The following is an 18,684-nucleotide window of genomic DNA, read 5'->3' on the forward strand; positions in this document are numbered from 1 at the left end:
TCATGGTTTTATATAAGTAGTTGTTTTTAGTACCTAGAAGCGTAATGCTGAAGGAAAACATCATGAGCCAACACACATCACTGGCAACTATTCCCAATCGCTATGCGTTTATTGATAGTATTTCAAAGCAAGCGTCTCGAACCACGTCTATTTCCTTGATGTTGGTTGATGTGGTGCGTTTTTCTGATGTAACAACCAGCCTAGGCATTCACGTTGGCGACCGATTTCTACTAGAAATTGCTAACCGAATTCAACGTCTTTTTGGTCATTATGTACTAATTGGCCGGATTAGCGGTGATGTCTTCGGTATCGTATTCCCCGATGAAAGTAATGAAGCCGTTATGCGACAAATGTTCGAACGCTTGGTCGAGCATTTCAAAACACCTATGCATTATGATGGTACGGCCTTCATAGCCGACTTTAATGTGGGCGTGGTATGTAGCGGAAAAGGTGGGTTTGATATCACTGATTTTGTGTCTCGTGCAGAATCAGCGTTGAAACAGGCGAAAGAAAACAAGTATGAAAACTACTTTGCACTAACTAAGTCAGATAAAGCGGATACAGGCCGAAGCCTAGCTTTAAAAGCTGACTTAAAGCGTGCATTGGCCCACAACGAACTTGAACTGTATTACCAGCCGAAGGTGGACCTTAACACGCTTGAAATTGTAGGTGCTGAGTGTTTGCTACGCTGGAACCATCCTCTTGATGGTGTTCTGTTTCCAGGCCCTCTTATTGAGGCCGCAGAATCCTATAACATGATGAATGAACTAGGCTACTGGACGTTGGAACAAGCGTTTAGAGCGCTCGCTGAACTCGATGGGCTAAGAATGTCCATTCTATTGTCGGTAAACATTTCTCCTACTCAGTTATATGATAATCAGCTAATCCCTACGCTTACTATGTTGAGCAACACCTATGCACTACCGCTTTCGCTTATTGAGCTTGAGCTCACTGAAGATGTTGCGCTGTCCAATTCATTGATGGTGAAAAAGCAGCTAGATGAGCTACGTAGTTTAGGCGTTTCAATATCTGTTGACGACTTCGGTAAGGGGTATTCAAACCTTGCCTATATTCGCGACCTAGACCTTGACGCGCTTAAAATAGACAAATCGTTTGTGATGGAACTAGAGGCGCATCCGGTTAACAGGGCTATTATCGAAGCGGCTAAAGTGATAGGGCATGCAAAAGGCTGTTGTGTGGTTGCAGAAGGTATTGAAACCGTTGAACAGCTTCATATATTGCGAGAGGTAGGGGTTACTCAAGGGCAGGGCTATCTGTTTTCTCGCGCAATTCCTTTTACTGAATTTGTTGAGTTAACTCAGCAAGAAATTATTGTTGGTAATTCGCCAAGGCGCTCTTTAGCATAGGAGCTTCAAATCCACGCTAGCGCTGTTAGATAAATCTAGTTCGTGTTTGTGCTAGTGAGTTTTTTAAGCTATCTGATAGCCTGTTAACCTCAAAAATTTCTTTGTCTTCAATCTCTAATAACCATAGATGCTGTATTAATTTTTAACACGTTGCGTTATTTATTACTTACAGGTGAGCATAATTAAACACGCAGATTACGTGATTTTGACCGCCTCTGTCGGTACACTTGAAGTATTCGAGATTAGATAAAGTCAATAAAGCTCACACTTATGCAAGAACTTATCGAAAACGGCCAATTTTTAACACTTTCTCGCCGTAACCCCGCATTATTTGAACGCTCTCATCAATTTAAATTAGCTAATGGTACGCTCGTCGATATTACCGCACCTGGCATTATCAATTTTTCAGTACAGCCAACCTCTAAGCCTAATAAACGCATTGTTTTATCGTGTGGTGTGCACGGTAATGAAACCGCACCTATCGAAATCTGTGATGATTTGGTTAAGGGGATCCTTACAGGGAACACAACACTGGCACATGATGTTTTGTTCTTATTTGGCAACCTGCCCGCGATGGATATTGCAGAGCGTTTCGTTGAAGAGAACATGAACCGCTTGTTTAGCGGTGCACACTCGAAGGGCGAAGGTTTAGTGAACGCAGAGCGCGTCCGAGCTAAACAGCTAGAAGATGCTGTGGCCTCGTTCTTCGAAGCGGGTGAGGGCACCCGATATCACTACGATTTACACACAGCAATTCGCGCCTCTAAAAATGAAAAGTTTGCGGTATATCCTTATCTTCATGACAGAATACACAGCAAAGGGCAACTGGCATTTCTCGCGGCTTGTGGCGTGAAAACCATTCTGCTGTCGGAAAGCTCTACAACCACCTTTAGCTATTTCTCTTCATATCAATACAACGCCCACGCGTTTACGGTGGAACTTGGCAAGGTGCGTCCATTTGGGCAAAACGATATGCGACGCTTTGAAGATGCCAAACAAGCGATAACGCAGCTAATTACTCAAACCGAGTACGCGCCTACGGTTGATATGGATGATCTTGATATTTATCGCGTGAACCAAGTTATAAACCGAAACGAAGAACAGTTTACGCTTCATTTCGATGACGATACGCCAAACTTCACTGATTATCCTAAAGGCACGGTATTGGCTTCTGAACCTGGTAAAGAGTACATAGCAGAGCAGGACGGCGAAGCCATTGTTTTCCCGAATGCAAAAGTGGCCATTGGACAACGCGCCTTGTTAACCGTTGTGCCTACTACGTTGGAAAAGCTAGATGTTTAAACTTGATAGCCGTTTACACAATGATACATTTTTTGTCTGTGATCTTTCGCTGTGTCGTGTACTGTTAATGAACGATAGTCAGTTTCCGTGGCTTATTTTAGTGCCAATGAAAAATGATATAGCGGAAATTATCGACTTGTCAGAAGAAGAGCAGATTACTTTACTTAAAGAGTCTGCATTGGCATCAAAAGCCATGCAGGCCTTGTTTTCACCGCTTAAACTTAACGTGGCAGCATTAGGCAATGTGGTAAGACAGCTTCACGTTCATCACGTTGCGCGTTTTGAAAACGATTGTGCATGGCCAAAACCTGTGTGGGGCAACCAGCCAACAGTGGCATATAACACTAACGATGCAAAGGCGCTTGTTAAGTCCGTTAAGCAGTGGTTTGAAGACAACAGCTAGAGGGCGCAGGCCCTTAATAGCAATAAATAAACAATTCACATTAAAAGGAGTTACGTATGATTGTTTCAACTACCCCAACGCTTGAAGGGCATAAAATTGAAGCTTATTACGGTATTGTTGTGGGCGAGGCCGTGATGGGCGCAAACGTATTCAAAGATCTTTTCGCCTCTATTCGCGACATCGTGGGTGGTCGTTCTGGGTCGTATGAAGAAGAGTTAACCACCGCACGTAAGTTAGCGTTTACTGAGCTTGAGCATGAAGCCAGAAGCATGGGCGCAAATGCTGTGGTTGGCATCGACTTAGACTATCAAGTGATTGGCGATAAAGGCAGTATGCTTATGGTGAGCATTAGCGGTACCGCGGTGAAAACAACCCCTTTATAAGATTATGAAGGGCGTATGCTTTGGTGAATTAACGTTTATCAATTAAGTGCCGATTAAAATAGCGATAAGCAAAAAGCGACACAATCCAATCAAAAAAGGGCAGCCTAAGCGTTTCAAAAAGCTTTGCTGCCCTTTTCTATCTGTAAGACTAGGCTTTATTTGGCCGTATTTTCTATTGCTTGCTCTTTAACAGCATCAGCATCAATGGCAATCGTATCTACGATCACTGCGCATGCTGCATCACCCGTAATATTTAGCGCAGTGCGGATCATGTCGAAAATTCTGTCCAAGGCAAATAGCAGGGGTAAACCTTCAATGGGAATACCGGCAGCAAGCAACACCGCAACGACCAAGAATGATGGCCCAGGAACGCCTGCTTGGCCTACGGCGCCAAGGGTAGAGGTTAGGATGATGGCAACATATGCACCCATCGATAAATCTATATTGAAAAGCTGGGCAAAAAACACCGCTACCAAGCCATAATAAATGGCATTTCCGCTCATGTTGATGGTAGCGCCCAACGGCAGTACAAAAGATGCCGTTGCGTTTCTTACACCTAGTTCATTCTCTACTGTATTCATAGTAACCGGCAGTGTAGCCATGGATGATGCGGTCGAGAGGGCTACCGCCTGAGGCTTTTTCATAGCGGCGAGAAATGATTTAGCCGACGTTTTTGTAAATAGTTGTACCAAAAGCGGGTAAACCACAAAACCAAATACTAAAATTGCCGCAGTAAACACCAAGAAGAGTTTGAATACCACCATGAGCGCGGCAAAACCAAATGTTCCTACTGCCTCTGCCATTAAACCAAATACGCCGATAGGCGCGATTTTCATCACACAGTTGATCATCCACACCATGGCATCAACGATAGTGTTTACGCTATTTAAAATAGGCTCGCGGTTCTTTTTAGGTTGTTTGGAAAGGGCTAGGCCGAAGAACAAGCAAAACACCAGAATTTGAAGAATGTTCGCGTTGGTTAACGACGCAAATACGTTTGTGGGGATCATACCCGTAACGGTAGCCCAAAATGAAGGTAGCTCACCTTGAGAGGCGTATTCACCAGAGAACATACCTTCTACTGCTGAAACGTCGATACCCAGTCCTGGCTTAAACACTTCACCCATAATGAGGGCCAGTGTTACGGCAAGTGCCGACGTTAACGCAAAATAAGCAAGGGTAGATAGCCCTACTTTTCCTGCATTGGTGCTGTTGCCAAGCCCCGCAGCGCCAGAGATAAGGGCCACTGCCACCAGTGGAATGACCAGCATTTTAATTAAATTGATAAAAATGGCACCCAGTGGTGCGAACATTTCAGCGCTTTCACCCATAAAGGCGCCAACCGCGGTGCCCATAATCATGGCAATGACAACTTGTACGCCGATATTGCCCAGTAAGGATTGTTTTTTAGACACGTCTAGAACCTCTTAGAGTGCGTTTAAATGTGAGAAGTGATTTGTGAATGAATAATTGAGAGCCCTAATACTGAAGTGCCCGCGTCGGCATAAACAATGGGTAAAAGCTTTTGATTATAAAAGCCTCTAATTATAAAAGCTCTACTCAGGGCTTCGATTAAAATGCCGCGATTGACGCTATCAGGATAGGGTTATTTCATAGGGGTGTTGCTGTCTTTATCTTGGTCTTTAACGGATGTATTCGCGCTTTCACTGTCCTTGTTTGCATCGTCGTCACTATCATCATAAGGTTTAGAAGGTGTCGGAAATTTAAATCTAGCACTGTATTTAAGCAGCGTGATATTCCCAATCACAACGCCCAATACTAAAACAATAATGATGATGACCCAGGTAGTACTCATAAAAATTCCGTAGGCTACAGCCCTTTGTTCAATACGTAGCGATTATACAAGCTAGGTAGCTGTGGCAAAATACATGTTTTACCTTCTATATCGCTTTGTTCGATGGCTTTCGTAAAGCCATCTAAGTGCCTGGCATTTTCGAAAGCACACGCTGTGTTTTGAAAGCTTAAATGCCATGGCTCTACTGCGACGCCACCCGTATTAACCGAAAAGGGACGATAAAAGCCAAACTGTTCCATATTGTCAGCTAGCCAACATGAAAGGGCATGGCACGGTCCGCCAGAAAGATATTCGCTTTCGACAAGATTGAACTTGCCCCCCCAGTTATGCAAGGCAGCTCTGTCGTACACGTCGATGTCAGTGCCCCAATGGTGGCGACTGCCGCCGGGAAGTGCTGACCATGTCAAAATAGCATGAAGCTTTTCATTATCGCTTAGTGTCTTGAAAGGCAGTTCAACGCCGTTGGTATCAAGAAGCTGTGCTTGACCTGCCCATTTGCGGTTAAAAATAGCAGTTTGTCTGTCGAAATCACGAAAGCTACTGACCAACTGTAAGTCTATACCGTCTTTTTGCGCAGCATCTTGCATGGCAAGAAACGGCGATATCACGTCGCGATGCAGTCTATGGCCGTTGCCAGCATCAACGATATAGTCGTTGTGCTGGCCTAACCACGCTTTTTCTGGCACTTGATCCATAACCATTAATAGCGGCTACTTAGCCAGCAAGCGTTCTAAAATACCGAAGTACATATCTGCAAGCTGTTCAAGGTCAGACATTTTCACGCACTCGTCAATTTTGTGAATAGTGGCGTTAACCGGGCCTAGCTCTATCACTTGTGCACCTGTTGGCGCGATAAAGCGACCATCAGATGTACCGCCAGCAGTAGACAGCACGGTAGGTGTTCCTTTAACCGCCGCTATTGCACCTTGAGTGGCTTCTAACAGGGCACCCGTATCGGTCAAAAAGGGTTGACCGTTAAACGTCCATTTAATCTCGTACTCCAGTTCGTGGGCTTCCAAAATTGCCGTGACTCTCTCAATGAGAACTTGGTCGGTTACTTCCGTTGAAAAACGGAAGTTGAAGCAAACGTGCATCTCGCCCGGGATCACATTGCCCGCCCCCGTACCCGCGTGAATGTTTGATATCTGGAAGCTGGTGGGAGGGAAAAAGTCGTTGCCGTTATCCCAATGAGATTTAGCTAGTTCGTCAAGGGCGGCCATTGCACTGTGAACAGGGTTTTTAGCTAAATGAGGGTAGGCGACATGGCCTTGGATACCTTTTACTACTAAATCACCCGTTAATGAACCTCTACGGCCATTCTTAACAATATCGCCTACTTCGTCGGTTGAAGAGGGTTCGCCAACAATACACCAATCAATTTTTTCGTTGCGGGCTTCAAGGGTATCAATAACGCGGGTGGTACCGTTTATAAAAGGGCCTTCTTCGTCGCTAGTAATAAGGTACGCAATACTTCCCTTGTGATCAGGGTATTTGTTCACAAACTCGCGGGTGGCTACTAGCATAGCGGCAAGACTGCCTTTCATGTCAGCTGCGCCGCGCCCATGCAGATAGCCGTCAACTTCTGTCGCGGTAAATGGCGGTGTTTTCCATGCTGACTCAGGGCCACTAGGCACTACATCAGTGTGGCCTGCGAAACAAAATACCGGGCCTTCTTTACCTCTGCGAGACCAAAGGTTCGTCGTGTCTTCAAATACCATGGTTTCATTATTAAACCCTAAAGCACCTAAAAACTCGCCCATGGCTTCTTGGCAACCTGCGTCTTCTGGCGTTACAGAACGGCGGTTTATTAATTGTTTAGCAATTTCAATAACAGAGTCGTTTAACAAAATATTTCCTCATACTGCGCGGGTTTGAAGCCAATATAAAACGCGTCGTTGTGAAGAAGGATAGGGCGTTTAACCATGGCAGGGTGAAGCTCAAGTAAGGCAAGGGCTTTGTCTTTATCTAGATTTGCTTTCTCTTGCTCTTCTAGCTGGCGAAAGGTCGTGCCGCGTTTGTTGAGCATTGCTTCCCAGCCAAGCTCAGACTCGGCTTGTACAAGAAAGTCGTTATCTATCCCGTCCTTGCGGTAATCGTGAAATGTGAAAGCGATATTGTTGTCTGCTAACCATTTTTTCGCTTTTTTAATGGTGTCACAGTTTGGGATCCCATAAAGGATTGTGCTCATGGTGATTTATTCCGTACTACTTTGTTGTTTGTAAATGAAAGACGCTGGTTAGAACAGTGCCATTATGTGGCGCAGTTTCGAAGAGCTAGAGAAAATAGAAAACCGCAATAGCCCGAAAACAGTGCGCCTGTACATTTTTGTTTTTCAATGTGCTCCATCATACAAGCTGTTGATACGTTGATAAACTCACTTGCGATGATTTTTAATAGTAAATCATTCAGGGCTGAAAGCCTGTTTTACAATTAGGTCAACAGGCCTTAGAGGTAAAGTGTCAACAACGTATCTTCGCCCGCTTCGACAAACTTTTGATGCGTAGGCAGCACGCCGATAAGCGCATTTGCATTAAGCAACGTCATTGAACAGGTATTGCTAACACCGCGCTGCTTTAGCCATGCAGCATTCACGGTAAAAAGTACTTGTTTAAGTCTTATTTCATCGCCCCGCTTCAAAGAACATGCGAATTGTGCGCCATGCAAATGACTAGTATCGCCACCATATTTAATCTTGGATTTAAGGCCCGCGCTTGACTGTATGTCGATAGCGTAATCTAGCGGGGAAACGCTCAATACTTTACCAGCGAAAGGCGATACGACAGTATTTGACGTTGAGCTTATTGCTGCACCAGGCCCCATAAGGCCACTTTTATAATAGGGATCGTCAATGTTTGAGAGTGAAACCACTTGTCCTGAAAATGGGCTTAAAGTTACAAACTGCTTGGTAAAACTGTCTGGTGCATATTGTAGTTGCTTAGCATTCACAGTATTAAACGTCCTCACTTACCGAATAGCCAGCTTTCTTAAGCGCACTAATGGCATCTTTTAGTTTATTGTCTTTTACTAAAAAGAAGTCAGTGTCGAAGGTTGATACCACAAATATAGCCACTTTTGCTGATGCTAACACTTGGCCAATTTGGGCCATGATCCCTACCATAGACAAGTGCAAAGGCCCTAACAGTTCAAGTGCACGCCAACCTTCATCACTATCCAGTGACGGTACGTCTACCGAGCAAGGCACAACAATAGATAGTTCATCTTCTGTTTTACCTAAGAAAAAAAGAGGGCTAGTAAGTACAGATGCAGGGATACTGCTATCAGGATCCAAGCTGTGAATTGTAAATAAAGATTCTCTGACTAAAAGTGTTTGTTTGGGCATGAGAAACCGAAAAAAAGATAACTTCGAAGATATTCACATTAAACCACTAACTGTGATTAAGTGCTACGTGTTATCCACTTAATCTGTGGATAAGTTTGTTGAGTAGTTTGGGGCTTTGTTGTAAGTGCATGTATTTAAAGGAATAAATAAACTGTACAAACAATGTTCAGTGGATAACATTCTCAATTTCACAAGCATTTTCCACAGGCCATGTCTACAACTAAAATAAAAAATGTTTAGTTATTTTGCAATTTCTTAGCTTGACAACCTTAGCTTTTTTCAGAAATTTGCGCACTACTAAAACGCTCGATTCAAATGATCGAGCTCTTTTTGCCATGTTGATCTTTGATGTACAGCAAAGGTCAATAGACTCTAGCCTTTTTACCTTTAAAACATCGGTACATTAAAATGATCTATTAGTTAACAAATATTCAGTAAGGGACTACTGTTAGTAGTTAATTTAGTCTTGGGTTTTGCTTATTGAAGCAATGGGGCATTGCGCTTATCAGTTATGTAGCTTACTGGGTATTTGATCTCTAACCAGAACAAGAGCGCTGACTAGAAAAATGCCTCAACCATAAATAGAGCCCTAACAAAACAACAGCCCTAAACAAAAAACAGAGGGAGAGACAATGTCAGATTCTTCATGGTGCGATATTACGGTAGAAAACGCAGACGAACTTGTCAGCTTTTATGAAGCGGTGATGGGGTGGAAGAAAGAACCCATAGATATGGGTGGCTACAATGATTATGTCATGATGAAGGCCGACGGCACGCCTGTAGGCGGCATTTGTCATAAGCAGGGTGTAAACGCGCAGTACCCAAGCGGGTGGATTAATTACTTTACCGTAGAAAATCTAGATGCCGCGTTGAAAGAAGTTACTTCCAAAGGTGGAAAACAGGCGGGTGATATACGTCATCACGGCAAAGACAGCTTTTGTGTCATTATTGACCCAAGCGGCGCTGCGTGCGCGCTCTACGAAAAAGGCCAGAGTTAAGCGAAATCTATTAGTCACAAAAAGGCAGCAAGTGATGATACTTGCTGCCTTCGTATTTATTAGTTATCTAACTACTTGTTTAGCACGCCGCGATTCACTTGATCGCGTTCAATCGACTCAAACAGTGCCTTGAAGTTACCCTCGCCAAAACCTTCGTCTTGTTTGCGTTGAATAAATTCAAAGAACACCGGACCGAATACGGTTTCAGAGAAAATTTGAAGCAATAGGCGAGGCTCACCATTTTCCGTTGTGCCGTCCAATAGAATACCGCGCTTTTGTAGCTCATCCACGTTTTCGCCGTGCCCAGGAAGACGTTCTTCAAGCATGTCGTAGTAGGTGTTTGGTGGAGGTGTCATAAACTTCATGCCTTTCGCTTTAAGCTTATCTAAACACGCCACTAGGTCGTCACAAGCGAAAGCGATATGCTGAATACCTTCACCATTGTACTTCATTAAGAACTCTTCAATTTGGCCACCACCGCCAACCGCCTCTTCATTTAGCGGTATGCGAATTTTACCGTCTGGTGCAGTCATGGCTTTCGATAATAGACCCGTGTATTCGCCTTTAATATCGAAGTAGCGGATTTCTCTGAAGTTGAATAGCTTTTCGTAGAATCCTGCCCAGAAATTCATGCGGCCGCGGTACACGTTATGGGTAAGGTGATCGAGGGTATGGAAACCACAGCCTTCAGGATGGCGATCAACGCCTTCAATCCAATTGAAGTCGATGTCGTAAATGGTATTTTCGCCTTCATAACGGTCTATAAGATAAAGCATCGCGCCGCCAATACCTTTAATGGCAGGAAGTTTCAGTTCCATTGGTCCGGTATGGGTATCCATAGGCTGAGCACCGCGGGCAAGCACTTCTTTATAGGCATGCTGTGAATCTTTAACGCGGAATGCCATCCCGCACGCTGATGGACCGTGTTCTTCGGCATAATAGGCTGCGTGGCATTTCTTTTCGTAGTTACTTAATAAATTGATGTCGCCTTGACGCCATAATTCCACGTCTTTTGATTTGTGACGAGCAACAAGGGTAAAGCCCATAGCTTCAAAAATGGGTTCCAACATGCCCTTTTTCGGCGCAGTGAACTCTAAAAATTCAAACCCGTCTAAACCAATAGGGTTTTCAAACAAATCAGCCATAGGGATACATCCTCAACGTAAATCACATTTTATAATTGTTACTTGATTGTAAGGGCGCAGTGAAAAAGCAAGCAATAGGTGTCGAGTTCAAGGATTTTGGGCATGGAAAGCAAAGCTGTAACGTTTTGTTTTCACCAGTGAATGAGATGCTGTGTTAGGGAAAGCTAACTTTCCCTAACTGTTTGAAAATAAATGCTATTAAGCAAAGGTGATGCTTGTCGGTAGTGTTCAAAAATCAGTACAATTGCTCGTTTAGGTATCAGTACGTGTAACGTTACTAATCCAAGGGCGCTTATTTTTCACCATCGTAGTACTTTTTAAGGCCTTTCCAGCACGCCAAATAATCTCGTTGACGAATATTACTGTTTAAAGCGAACTCTGTTGGCGCAATGGCATAGCGAGATTCAAACATAAACGCCAGCGTGTTTTCATAACGCTGCGGTGAAAGCTCGGCGTTCGAGGCTTTTTCAAATACTTCAGCTTCTGGGCCATGGGGAGTCATACAATTGTGAAGGCTCATGCCGCCGGGCACAAAACCGTGTTCTTTGGCGTCGTACATCCCCTCAATTAGCCCCATAAACTCGCTCATAATATTTCTGTGGTAATACGGCGGGCGAAAAGTATTTTCAGCAACCATCCACCTTGGAGGAAAAATAACGAAGTCAACGTTCGCCGTTCCTTCCAGCTCAGATGGTGAGGTAAGCACGGTAAATATCGACGGATCCGGGTGGTCAAAACTTACGGTGTTCATAACGTTGAAACGGGACAAATCATATTTATAAGGGGCAGAGTTACCTACCCAAGCCACCACATCAAACGGAGAGTGAGCGAGTTTTGCTTCGAACAAATTTCCACAGAACTTGTTTACCAAAGTGTGAGGCGTCTCATCATCTTCAAACCAGGCTGTGGGATAGCAAAAATCACGCTGGTTCGCATAGCCATTCGCGCCGACCGGGCCGCGCTCTGGCAGCACAAAAGGATGACCGTAGTTTTCGCATATATATCCGCGAATTGGCCCATTAATAGGGTTAACAGCAAAACGAACGCCACGAGGGATAACGGCTATTTCACCTACAGACAGGTTGAGCCTACCAAACTCGGTGGTGATCAGCATGTCGCCTAGCTGGGGGACAATAAGCATTTCTCCGTCTGATGAATAGAAAACACGATTTTGCATATTAGCACTGGCACTGTAGCAGTGAATGCCCATACCTACTTGGGCTTTAGCGTCACCATTAGTGGCAATGGTTACAAGCGAGTCTACAAAATCAACGTCTTTTTCTGGTAAGGGTACAGGATCCCACCTAAGTACATTCGGGGGGCAATGGACATCAGACTCAGGTGCTGTTCTTACCAGGCCATTATCAATTTTTTCGAAGTCGCCCATAGCAATAGAAGGACGTAAACGATAGGTCCAGCTGCGGCGGTTTTCTGCTCGTGGGGCAGTAAATGCGGTACTGCTAAACTGTTCAGCGTAAAGCTTATAATTCACTTTTTGTGGGCTGAACTGGCCTTTAGGAAGGGCACCAGGCAACGCCTCTGTCTCGTGCTCGTTATTAAAACCCGTTAAATACGACAAATTATCCATAAACCCTCCCAAAGGCGGCCATCGATGTGGCTGTACAGATGAATGCTAAATAAAGTAGTTACAAATGAAACTATGTGGATTAGGCTAGAGGTAAATGAAATGTAAATCAATCACAGGCGTGGGTTAGGGATAAGCGAATTCAAACTCATTTGGTACGCTAGCTTTACACTTTTTATGTGAGGGCCATTACAAGGTTACACGTATTGCGTGTTTTTAATGCACGATATTAGCTGTGAAAGTTACGTGGGTTAATGTTGAATGCGTCTGAACGCTCGACCGATGGTAGCGACACTGTGGGTATAAGTAACGCCTAAGATAAATAAAAAACAACAATTGCTTTTAGGGCGGTCACAGAATTAAAAATAGCAAGAGTAATACGGTGATAAGGGCTTAAAACATGCAGTTAGAAGATATGCTTGCTTACAAGGTAGCCATGCTTGCGAGCGATTTAAGTGAATCGCTCTCAAAAGAATATGCAGAATATAAACTTACTAAACCAGAGTGGCGAATTTTAGCCACATTAGGCGGCCGAAATGAAAGCACGCCAAAATCACTGCTAACGGCAAAAGAAATTGCTATTGCAACACGACTAGATAAAGTGCAGGTTTCGCGAGCGCTGGAGCGATTGGTTAAGCGAGATGCTGTCGTTAAGCGTGTGAGCAAGCGAGATAAACGGGCCACATTAATTTCATTGTCAGTGGAAGGAGAACGAATCTATCGGGCTCTGTTGCCAAAAATTGTGGCTTGGCAAAATAAGCGTTTGAAAAATATCACTGAAGATGAGTATCGAATATTTTTAAAAGTGATAGATGCACTTAGGCCTTAAAAATCGGGTGAAGTCGTTGAAAAGTCTGGTCTGAGCAGATGTAAGGGCATTGCCATAAAGGTTACTTTCGCGCGGTTAACTGTTAAATTCCCTCGAACTAATCAAATGGGGAAGTTATTGGATTTATTAGTCATGTTGCTTCCCTTTAAATATTTATCAAGCGCTTTATACAGCGCTTCTATTTGGCGCACAGCGAGGACATTGAGTGGCACCCTTAGAAATATACGCAGGTAAAAAAGCACGTGAATCCATAATGAAAAACGGGTTTACGCCTGAGTTATTTAGCTATTTTCTGGGGGCATCTGGCGGCCCGAAATGGTTTTCTTTAGCTGGCCTAGACCGCGTACTGTTTCCCGAATGGTTTGCCGATGTTAAGCATCAAATTCACGTGATTGGCTCTTCAGCAGGTGCATTTCGTACCATTTGCGCTGTACAAAACGATCCCCTAGCTGCCATAAATCGTTTGGCCGCTTCTTATTCAACAACAACCTATAGCAGTGATAAGCCTACGCCTAGAGAAATTACGGCCAAAGCCGAAGACTTGCTCAAAGAAATGGTGAATGAAGCAGGTAAACAAGAAGTGCTATCTAATTCACGCTTTAAAGCGCACCTTATCGTTGCTAAATGTTTAGGTGCTACTCGTTTTGAAAGTAAGTTTAGGCAACTTTCGGGCTTGGCGATGAGTGCAGCGGCTAATACAGTGAACCGACGACACCTTTCACGTTTATATACACGCTATGTGTTCTCTACCCCGAATACTGAATTTGAGATAAAAGACCCGTATCAACTGCCTACTCAGTACCACACGTTAACCCACGGAAATATTCATAGCGCGCTGCTAGCGTCGGGTTCTATTCCTGTGGTTATTGAGGGCGTACAGCAAATTGAAGGCGCGCCAGCCGGAATGTATCGAGATGGCGGCATTATTGACTACCACTTCGATTTGTCTTTTGGGCCAGACGATGGCTTAGTGTTATATCCGCATTTTTACGACAAGCCCATTCCAGGCTGGTTCGATAAGGGCTTGAAGGGCAGGGTGCCTCATCGGTCAAGCTACGATAACGTTGTAATGCTAGTGCCTTCCGCATCGTTTGTGGCGAACTTGCCTTATAGCAAAATCCCCGACAGAAAAGACTTCGAGGTGCTCGATGCAGATACACGCATCAAATATTGGCAAACGGTTTTAAAAGAAACCGACAGGTTGGGGGAGTATTTTATGCGTGCTGTTAACGACGGATCTTTAGTCGACGCTATCAAGCCGCTTCCATTTAAAATGATTTAAGCTTACCGAGATTGTTGAAGAAAGTGGCTAATTGCTGTCAAATTAGTCACTTGAATCATCATTTGATAAGTTTTACTTGCAGCTAGTGCCTGTGCTAAGTATTATACGCGCCGTTGCTTGGCATTCGCCCACCTATCAGGTGCAACAAGATTCTATATGCGTCTATAGCTCAGTTGGTTAGAGCGCTACCTTGACATGGTAGAGGTCCCCTGTTCGAATCAGGGTAGACGCACCATCTATACTCATTCAAATTTCACCTTTTGTAGAATCCTATTTTCGTTATTTACGCGGTATGGTGAGCGTAGTCTGTCTAAATCTTCTACCAGCACCGAGTATTAAGTCTCATAAGACCATCAAATTACTAGTTTTGAACTAAACTGAAAAAAGTGCTTAGTGGTTTTTAAATATAGCTAGTCAATAAAACAGCATTTGCGGGAGTACCATGAGCCTACAGAGACATCAAGAGCCCCTGTTGTTTGCACAACATGGTGCTGCCGAAAGGCGGTTCCTAGCGCTTATTAGTGCCTTACCAAAAGTATCTGTGCAAGGGTACGACAAGCACAGAAATGTCATTTACTGGAATAAATCAAGCGAAAGTATTTATGGTTATAGTGAATCTGAAGCAATGGGGCGAAAGCTTGAAGACTTGATCATTCCAAACTACATGCGAGATGAGGTTATCATGCTTCACACGCGCTGGGTTGAGTTTGGCGAGCCTATCCCTTCAGATGAATTGGTGTTAAAGAAGAAGGGTGGTCAGCCCATTCACGTTTTTTCTTCTCACGTCATGTTAAAGCAAGGTACTAATTCGCCAGAGATGTATTGTGTTGATATTGACTTAACTGAACAGCACGAGATACGCCAAGAACTGGAGCGAATGGCGAGTACTGATTTACTTACCAATTTACCCAATAGACGCGCGTTAGAACAGTGTTTAACCTCTGTTATTGAGGACGCAAGGTCATCTAACAGTGGTTTTGGGCTGTTCTTCATTGACCTAGACATGTTTAAAGAGGTTAATGATACCTTGGGGCATACTTGGGGAGATGAGCTACTTAAATCGGTTGCTAAGCGCTTGTCAGGCTGCATTGATAACATTAACGGAGTACTTGCGCGATTTGGCGGCGATGAGTTTGCTTACTTGGCTAACGATGTAACCTGCGAAATTAAGTGTGAGGAAATCGCGAAAACCCTGTCCAATTGTTTTAAAGAGAGCTTCGCGCTTAGCACTGAGAATGTCCATATTACCTCTAGCATTGGCATTAGTCTGTATCCTCGTGACGGTGATGTTATTGACGACCTTTTAAAGCATGCTGACGCTGCAATGTACCAGGCGAAAGCCGAAGGCCGCAATAGATACCACTTTTTCACTAATACGTTAAGTCATAGACTTCGCGAACAAAGACGTATTGCAGCTAATTTGCGTGAATCGCTGAGAAATGATGAATTCGAGCTTTTATTCCAACCCCAGATCGATGTAAAAACTGGCAAATTTGCTTCCTGTGAAGCTTTGCTAAGATGGTGCCCTGAAGATAAGACAAAAGCAGTGACGCCCGATGTTTTTATACCTATCGCTGAACGCGGTGAGCTTATTGGCGATTTAGGAAATTGGGTATTAAAAAAAGCATGTCAGCAGGCGCAGGCATGGAAGGAAAAGGGTATTGCAATTCGAATCGATATAAATGTGTCGGGTAAAGAATTAGAGAAAAGCTCATATTTTGATAGTCTGACTGCGTATCGAGCGGAATATGCCTTGTCACCGGAAGATATAGGATTAGAGCTTACCGAAAACGTGCTCATTAAATCAGACAGCACTATTCTAGACGGCCTGAAGGCACAACGAGATCTCGGAGTAGAAATCTCCATTGACGATTTCGGTACAGGCTACTCTTCGCTTAGCTATTTAAAACATTTTCCGGTTACGCATTTAAAAATTGACCGTTCTTTTCTTGATGGCGCACCAGAAAATGATTTTGATAGTGCATTAATGGAGGCCATTGTTAACGTAGGCCATAAATTAAATTTGAAGATTGTTGTGGAAGGGGTGGAAACCGAGAGTCAGTCTGACTATTGCAAATCACTAAACGTAGAGTTTGTACAGGGCTATCTATTCTCGCGGCCAATAAGCGCAGACGCTATAGAGACCCTGTACGTAGAACAAAGCAAATAAGTATGAAAGTCACGTCACTTACTATGTACTCTGACATTTAGCTTAGGTTGACAATATTAATGCGTGATAAACGTTTGCCAATTACCCAACACATGACCTATTAATAAACGTTCCACAACGCAGGCTTTGCGAAATAATAGCCTTGCTGATGAGCGACACCTAACTTGATTAACGCTACAGATTCCGCTTCATTTTCTACCATTTCCGCAATGACTTTTATGTTCAAACCTTTCGCTATACTGACAAGGCTCGAAACAAACAGCTTGTTGTCTTCATTCGTGTGAATGCCCTGAGTCAACCGGCCAGAAAGTTTTACAAACTGTGGTTGTATTGCGCGAAGGCCGGAAAGTGACGCGAAATTATCACCAAAACGTTCAATGGTAACGCGACTACCAAGGTGAATTAATTGACGACAAAGCGATTCGGCTGCCTCTCTATGTTGAATTAATGCTGCGTCTTCTATCTCAAAAAGTAGTCTGTTACTTAACTGTCTACGTTTCGCGATTTCTTTAACTAACCAGTCTCTAAATTCGGCATTGGCAATTGACGCTATGCTAAGGTTGACCGCAACTTGTTGTGAGGTAACTTCTAGCTTCTTTAGAACGATGTGAGTAACCAACTTGTCTACTTGCGGGATGAGGTCAAGCCGTTCAGAAGCCGGGATAAGTTGTGCCATTGGAATAACATCATTCGTGTCTTTGTCTTTAAATCGACCTGATGTTTCGTAATAAGCGGGAACGTTTTGTTCTGTGTCCATCACGGGCTGAATCATAATGTCAGCGTACTGCTGAGAGACAATATAGTTCAGTCGTTCACGCCATTGAGAATTGCTGTGCACTTTTGATATGTCAGACGCCAACTGCCAGCCGTTCTGGGTTTTCATTGCCGCGATGAGAGCGCTATCCACACTTTCCATAATTTGCTGCATGGACATCGTTCCAACAAACCGCGTAATACCTATAAAAATAGCTCTTGTACCATCTCGCAATGGCGAAACAGTCGCACACTGCTGAGTAATGTTACCGAGCATCATTTCTCTGGTAGCGTGCTCCATGGCTTCGCAAATTAGCGCAAAATCTCCACCCGATAATCGAAACACAAAACGAATGTTGTTGTTATTTTTGGCTTCCTCAAGCAGCACGTTTGCTACCGCTTTTATGTAATTATCACCAGGCACCATACCTAATTTTGTGTTGATACTGCCTAATTGGGCCAGCCGCACAATAATGAGTTCTTTTTCTTGGGAAGGCGCGTTTTCATTTAGTAAAGCACGCATGTGGCGCTCGAAAGCGCCTCTATTCGCCAGCGTTGTGAGAGGATCTTTACTGGCTTCTTTTTTAAAGAGTTCTGACTGTCGCTTAAGCTCATCAAATTTAGACGAAAGCGTGCTCGCTAGGGAGTTAGCGGCTTCGGTTAGCGGCCTAAAGTCGTTACTGGATACAGTTATCTCAGGAGACGTGAAATTATGGCTACCAATTTCATTGAGTTTCTTTACCGTATCGTAAATAGGTCGTTTAGCCTTTCGATTCATTATCGTCACGAAAAAAGAAAGAAGTACTGCTAGCACGACAAAAGCAGCGATATTTTTAACTAGCGCAGACGCAAATCTAGCGGCGGTTTCTTGCTTACTCGACGTTAAAACAAGGTTGCTTCCGCTAGGGCCTAAAGACACACGCCTGCTATAGTTAGCACTCGGGTCAATAAGAGAAAACCATGAAGGTACGGTACTCTTAAAGGGCCTTTCCTGTTGTGCTATTTCGTTGCCATCTGCGTCGATTAAAGCAGCGGCTGATATGTAAGGCTGTGCAACGGCACTTTCTAGCAATGCATTAAGTATTAATTGCTCTGTTTGTAGGGGAGGGGAACTTACCTGATTAAAACTGTCGTTAAGAATTTCAGCGCTCTTTTCTGCCTGTAACGTTACCGCCCTAGAGGTATGCGCTTGTAGTTCACGTAATTCGGCGACAGATAATGCAGTAAATGCTAAAAACAATAGGGTGACAAGGCCCAGATTCGTTCGACTCGATAGCTTCATTACTAAGGCGTGTTGATCTTTCGTGATTA

At 43.9% G+C, this 18,684-nt stretch carries 18 protein-coding genes and 1 tRNA gene; 9 read left to right on the forward strand and 10 right to left on the reverse strand.

Going from position 1 to position 18,684, the window contains the following annotated elements; all coding sequences use genetic code 11:
- The first annotated feature begins 62 nt into the window (after positions 1-62).
- The 4 genes from ACX5KA_RS16385 to ACX5KA_RS16400 all read left to right on the forward strand — a co-directional run bounded on the left by ACX5KA_RS16385 (position 63) and on the right by ACX5KA_RS16400 (position 3,455).
- Entirely contained in the window at positions 63-1,367 is a 1,305-nt protein-coding gene (locus ACX5KA_RS16385) for a putative bifunctional diguanylate cyclase/phosphodiesterase (RefSeq protein WP_039216218.1), read from the forward strand.
- Positions 1,368-1,637: 270 nt separating this feature from the next.
- On the forward strand, positions 1,638-2,669 hold the full coding sequence (astE, locus tag ACX5KA_RS16390) for a succinylglutamate desuccinylase (RefSeq protein WP_458731677.1): 1,032 nt from the start codon (positions 1,638-1,640) through the stop codon (positions 2,667-2,669).
- On the forward strand, positions 2,662-3,072 hold the full coding sequence (locus tag ACX5KA_RS16395) for an HIT domain-containing protein (protein WP_458731678.1): 411 nt from the start codon (positions 2,662-2,664) through the stop codon (positions 3,070-3,072). The genes astE and ACX5KA_RS16395 overlap by 8 nt, the downstream gene beginning before the upstream one ends.
- A 56-nt stretch (positions 3,073-3,128) precedes the next feature.
- Entirely contained in the window at positions 3,129-3,455 is a 327-nt protein-coding gene (locus ACX5KA_RS16400) for a heavy metal-binding domain-containing protein (protein WP_014949040.1), read from the forward strand.
- Between the two features lie 155 nt (positions 3,456-3,610).
- Here the strand turns inward: ACX5KA_RS16400 and ACX5KA_RS16405 are convergent, their stop codons facing one another.
- The 7 genes from ACX5KA_RS16405 to ACX5KA_RS16435 all read right to left on the reverse strand — a co-directional run bounded on the left by ACX5KA_RS16405 (position 3,611) and on the right by ACX5KA_RS16435 (position 8,611).
- Positions 3,611-4,870, reverse strand: coding sequence for a dicarboxylate/amino acid:cation symporter (locus ACX5KA_RS16405; protein ID WP_458731679.1), 1,260 nt, complete (start codon positions 4,868-4,870; stop codon positions 3,611-3,613).
- Positions 4,871-5,061: 191 nt separating this feature from the next.
- Positions 5,062-5,271, reverse strand: a complete 210-nt coding sequence (locus tag ACX5KA_RS16410) for a DUF2897 family protein (protein ID WP_039216214.1) — start codon at positions 5,269-5,271, stop codon at positions 5,062-5,064.
- 14 nt (positions 5,272-5,285) lie between these two features.
- Positions 5,286-5,972, reverse strand: a complete 687-nt coding sequence (locus ACX5KA_RS16415; RefSeq protein ID WP_039216213.1) for a M15 family metallopeptidase — start codon at positions 5,970-5,972, stop codon at positions 5,286-5,288.
- Between the two features lie 9 nt (positions 5,973-5,981).
- Positions 5,982-7,118: a succinyl-diaminopimelate desuccinylase gene (gene dapE / locus ACX5KA_RS16420; RefSeq protein WP_014976172.1), complete on the reverse strand. Its 1,137-nt coding sequence runs from the start codon at positions 7,116-7,118 to the stop codon at positions 5,982-5,984.
- Positions 7,112-7,459 (reverse strand): ArsC family reductase, encoded by a 348-nt coding sequence (locus ACX5KA_RS16425; RefSeq protein ID WP_039216211.1) that lies wholly within the window; start codon positions 7,457-7,459, stop codon positions 7,112-7,114. The genes dapE and ACX5KA_RS16425 overlap by 7 nt, the downstream gene beginning before the upstream one ends.
- A 257-nt stretch (positions 7,460-7,716) precedes the next feature.
- Complete coding sequence (locus ACX5KA_RS16430; RefSeq protein ID WP_458731680.1) at positions 7,717-8,217, reverse strand: PTS sugar transporter subunit IIA; 501 nt, start codon at positions 8,215-8,217, stop codon at positions 7,717-7,719.
- 4 nt (positions 8,218-8,221) lie between these two features.
- Positions 8,222-8,611 carry an ACT domain-containing protein gene (locus tag ACX5KA_RS16435; protein ID WP_458731681.1) on the reverse strand — a complete coding sequence of 130 codons (390 nt, stop codon included), beginning with the start codon at positions 8,609-8,611 and terminating at the stop codon, positions 8,222-8,224.
- 632 nt (positions 8,612-9,243) lie between these two features.
- On the opposite strand from ACX5KA_RS16435, the gene ACX5KA_RS16440 reads away from it, so the two are divergent.
- Positions 9,244-9,609 carry a VOC family protein gene (locus ACX5KA_RS16440; RefSeq protein ID WP_458731682.1) on the forward strand — a complete coding sequence of 122 codons (366 nt, stop codon included), beginning with the start codon at positions 9,244-9,246 and terminating at the stop codon, positions 9,607-9,609.
- Positions 9,610-9,680: 71 nt separating this feature from the next.
- Here the strand turns inward: ACX5KA_RS16440 and hppD are convergent, their stop codons facing one another.
- Positions 9,681-10,754, reverse strand: coding sequence for a 4-hydroxyphenylpyruvate dioxygenase (hppD, locus tag ACX5KA_RS16445; RefSeq protein WP_014978916.1), 1,074 nt, complete (start codon positions 10,752-10,754; stop codon positions 9,681-9,683).
- A 292-nt stretch (positions 10,755-11,046) separates the two neighbouring features.
- A complete protein-coding gene (hmgA, locus tag ACX5KA_RS16450; protein WP_039216208.1) occupies positions 11,047-12,342 on the reverse strand; it encodes a homogentisate 1,2-dioxygenase in 1,296 nt (431 codons plus the stop codon).
- 397 nt (positions 12,343-12,739) lie between these two features.
- Between hmgA and ACX5KA_RS16455 the strand changes: the two genes are divergently transcribed.
- The 4 genes from ACX5KA_RS16455 (at position 12,740) to ACX5KA_RS16470 (ending at position 16,620) form a co-directional block, all read left to right on the forward strand.
- On the forward strand, positions 12,740-13,168 hold the full coding sequence (locus ACX5KA_RS16455; protein WP_039216207.1) for a MarR family winged helix-turn-helix transcriptional regulator: 429 nt from the start codon (positions 12,740-12,742) through the stop codon (positions 13,166-13,168).
- Positions 13,169-13,373: 205 nt separating this feature from the next.
- Entirely contained in the window at positions 13,374-14,450 is a 1,077-nt protein-coding gene (locus ACX5KA_RS16460) for a patatin-like phospholipase family protein (RefSeq protein ID WP_039216206.1), read from the forward strand.
- Between the two features lie 158 nt (positions 14,451-14,608).
- Positions 14,609-14,685, forward strand: a tRNA-Val gene (locus ACX5KA_RS16465).
- A 207-nt stretch (positions 14,686-14,892) separates the two neighbouring features.
- Positions 14,893-16,620, forward strand: a complete 1,728-nt coding sequence (locus ACX5KA_RS16470) for a sensor domain-containing protein (protein WP_458731683.1) — start codon at positions 14,893-14,895, stop codon at positions 16,618-16,620.
- Between the two features lie 100 nt (positions 16,621-16,720).
- On the opposite strand, the gene ACX5KA_RS16475 is transcribed toward ACX5KA_RS16470, so the two are convergent.
- Positions 16,721-18,684 (reverse strand): EAL domain-containing protein (locus tag ACX5KA_RS16475; RefSeq protein ID WP_458731684.1); only part of this gene is annotated, 1,964 nt, incomplete at its 5' end.

The organism is Alteromonas alvinellae, assembly GCF_902705805.1.

What these genes read in the sequence shown, in the direction of transcription:
- ACX5KA_RS16425 (WP_039216211.1), bottom strand. Translation starts at nt 7,459, where the DNA reads ATGAGCACAATCCTTTATGGGATCCCAAACTGTGACACCATTAAAAAA.
- hppD (WP_014978916.1), bottom strand. Translation starts at nt 10,754, where the DNA reads ATGGCTGATTTGTTTGAAAACCCTATTGGTTTAGACGGGTTTGAATTT.
- astE (WP_458731677.1), top strand. Translation starts at nt 1,638, where the DNA reads ATGCAAGAACTTATCGAAAACGGCCAATTTTTAACACTTTCTCGCCGT.
- ACX5KA_RS16435 (WP_458731681.1), bottom strand. Translation starts at nt 8,611, where the DNA reads ATGCCCAAACAAACACTTTTAGTCAGAGAATCTTTATTTACAATTCAC.
- ACX5KA_RS16415 (WP_039216213.1), bottom strand. Translation starts at nt 5,972, where the DNA reads ATGGTTATGGATCAAGTGCCAGAAAAAGCGTGGTTAGGCCAGCACAAC.
- ACX5KA_RS16385 (WP_039216218.1), top strand. Translation starts at nt 63, where the DNA reads ATGAGCCAACACACATCACTGGCAACTATTCCCAATCGCTATGCGTTT.
- ACX5KA_RS16440 (WP_458731682.1), top strand. Translation starts at nt 9,244, where the DNA reads ATGTCAGATTCTTCATGGTGCGATATTACGGTAGAAAACGCAGACGAA.
- ACX5KA_RS16470 (WP_458731683.1), top strand. Translation starts at nt 14,893, where the DNA reads ATGAGCCTACAGAGACATCAAGAGCCCCTGTTGTTTGCACAACATGGT.
- hmgA (WP_039216208.1), bottom strand. Translation starts at nt 12,342, where the DNA reads ATGGATAATTTGTCGTATTTAACGGGTTTTAATAACGAGCACGAGACA.
- ACX5KA_RS16410 (WP_039216214.1), bottom strand. Translation starts at nt 5,271, where the DNA reads ATGAGTACTACCTGGGTCATCATCATTATTGTTTTAGTATTGGGCGTT.
- ACX5KA_RS16400 (WP_014949040.1), top strand. Translation starts at nt 3,129, where the DNA reads ATGATTGTTTCAACTACCCCAACGCTTGAAGGGCATAAAATTGAAGCT.
- ACX5KA_RS16455 (WP_039216207.1), top strand. Translation starts at nt 12,740, where the DNA reads ATGCAGTTAGAAGATATGCTTGCTTACAAGGTAGCCATGCTTGCGAGC.
- ACX5KA_RS16395 (WP_458731678.1), top strand. Translation starts at nt 2,662, where the DNA reads ATGTTTAAACTTGATAGCCGTTTACACAATGATACATTTTTTGTCTGT.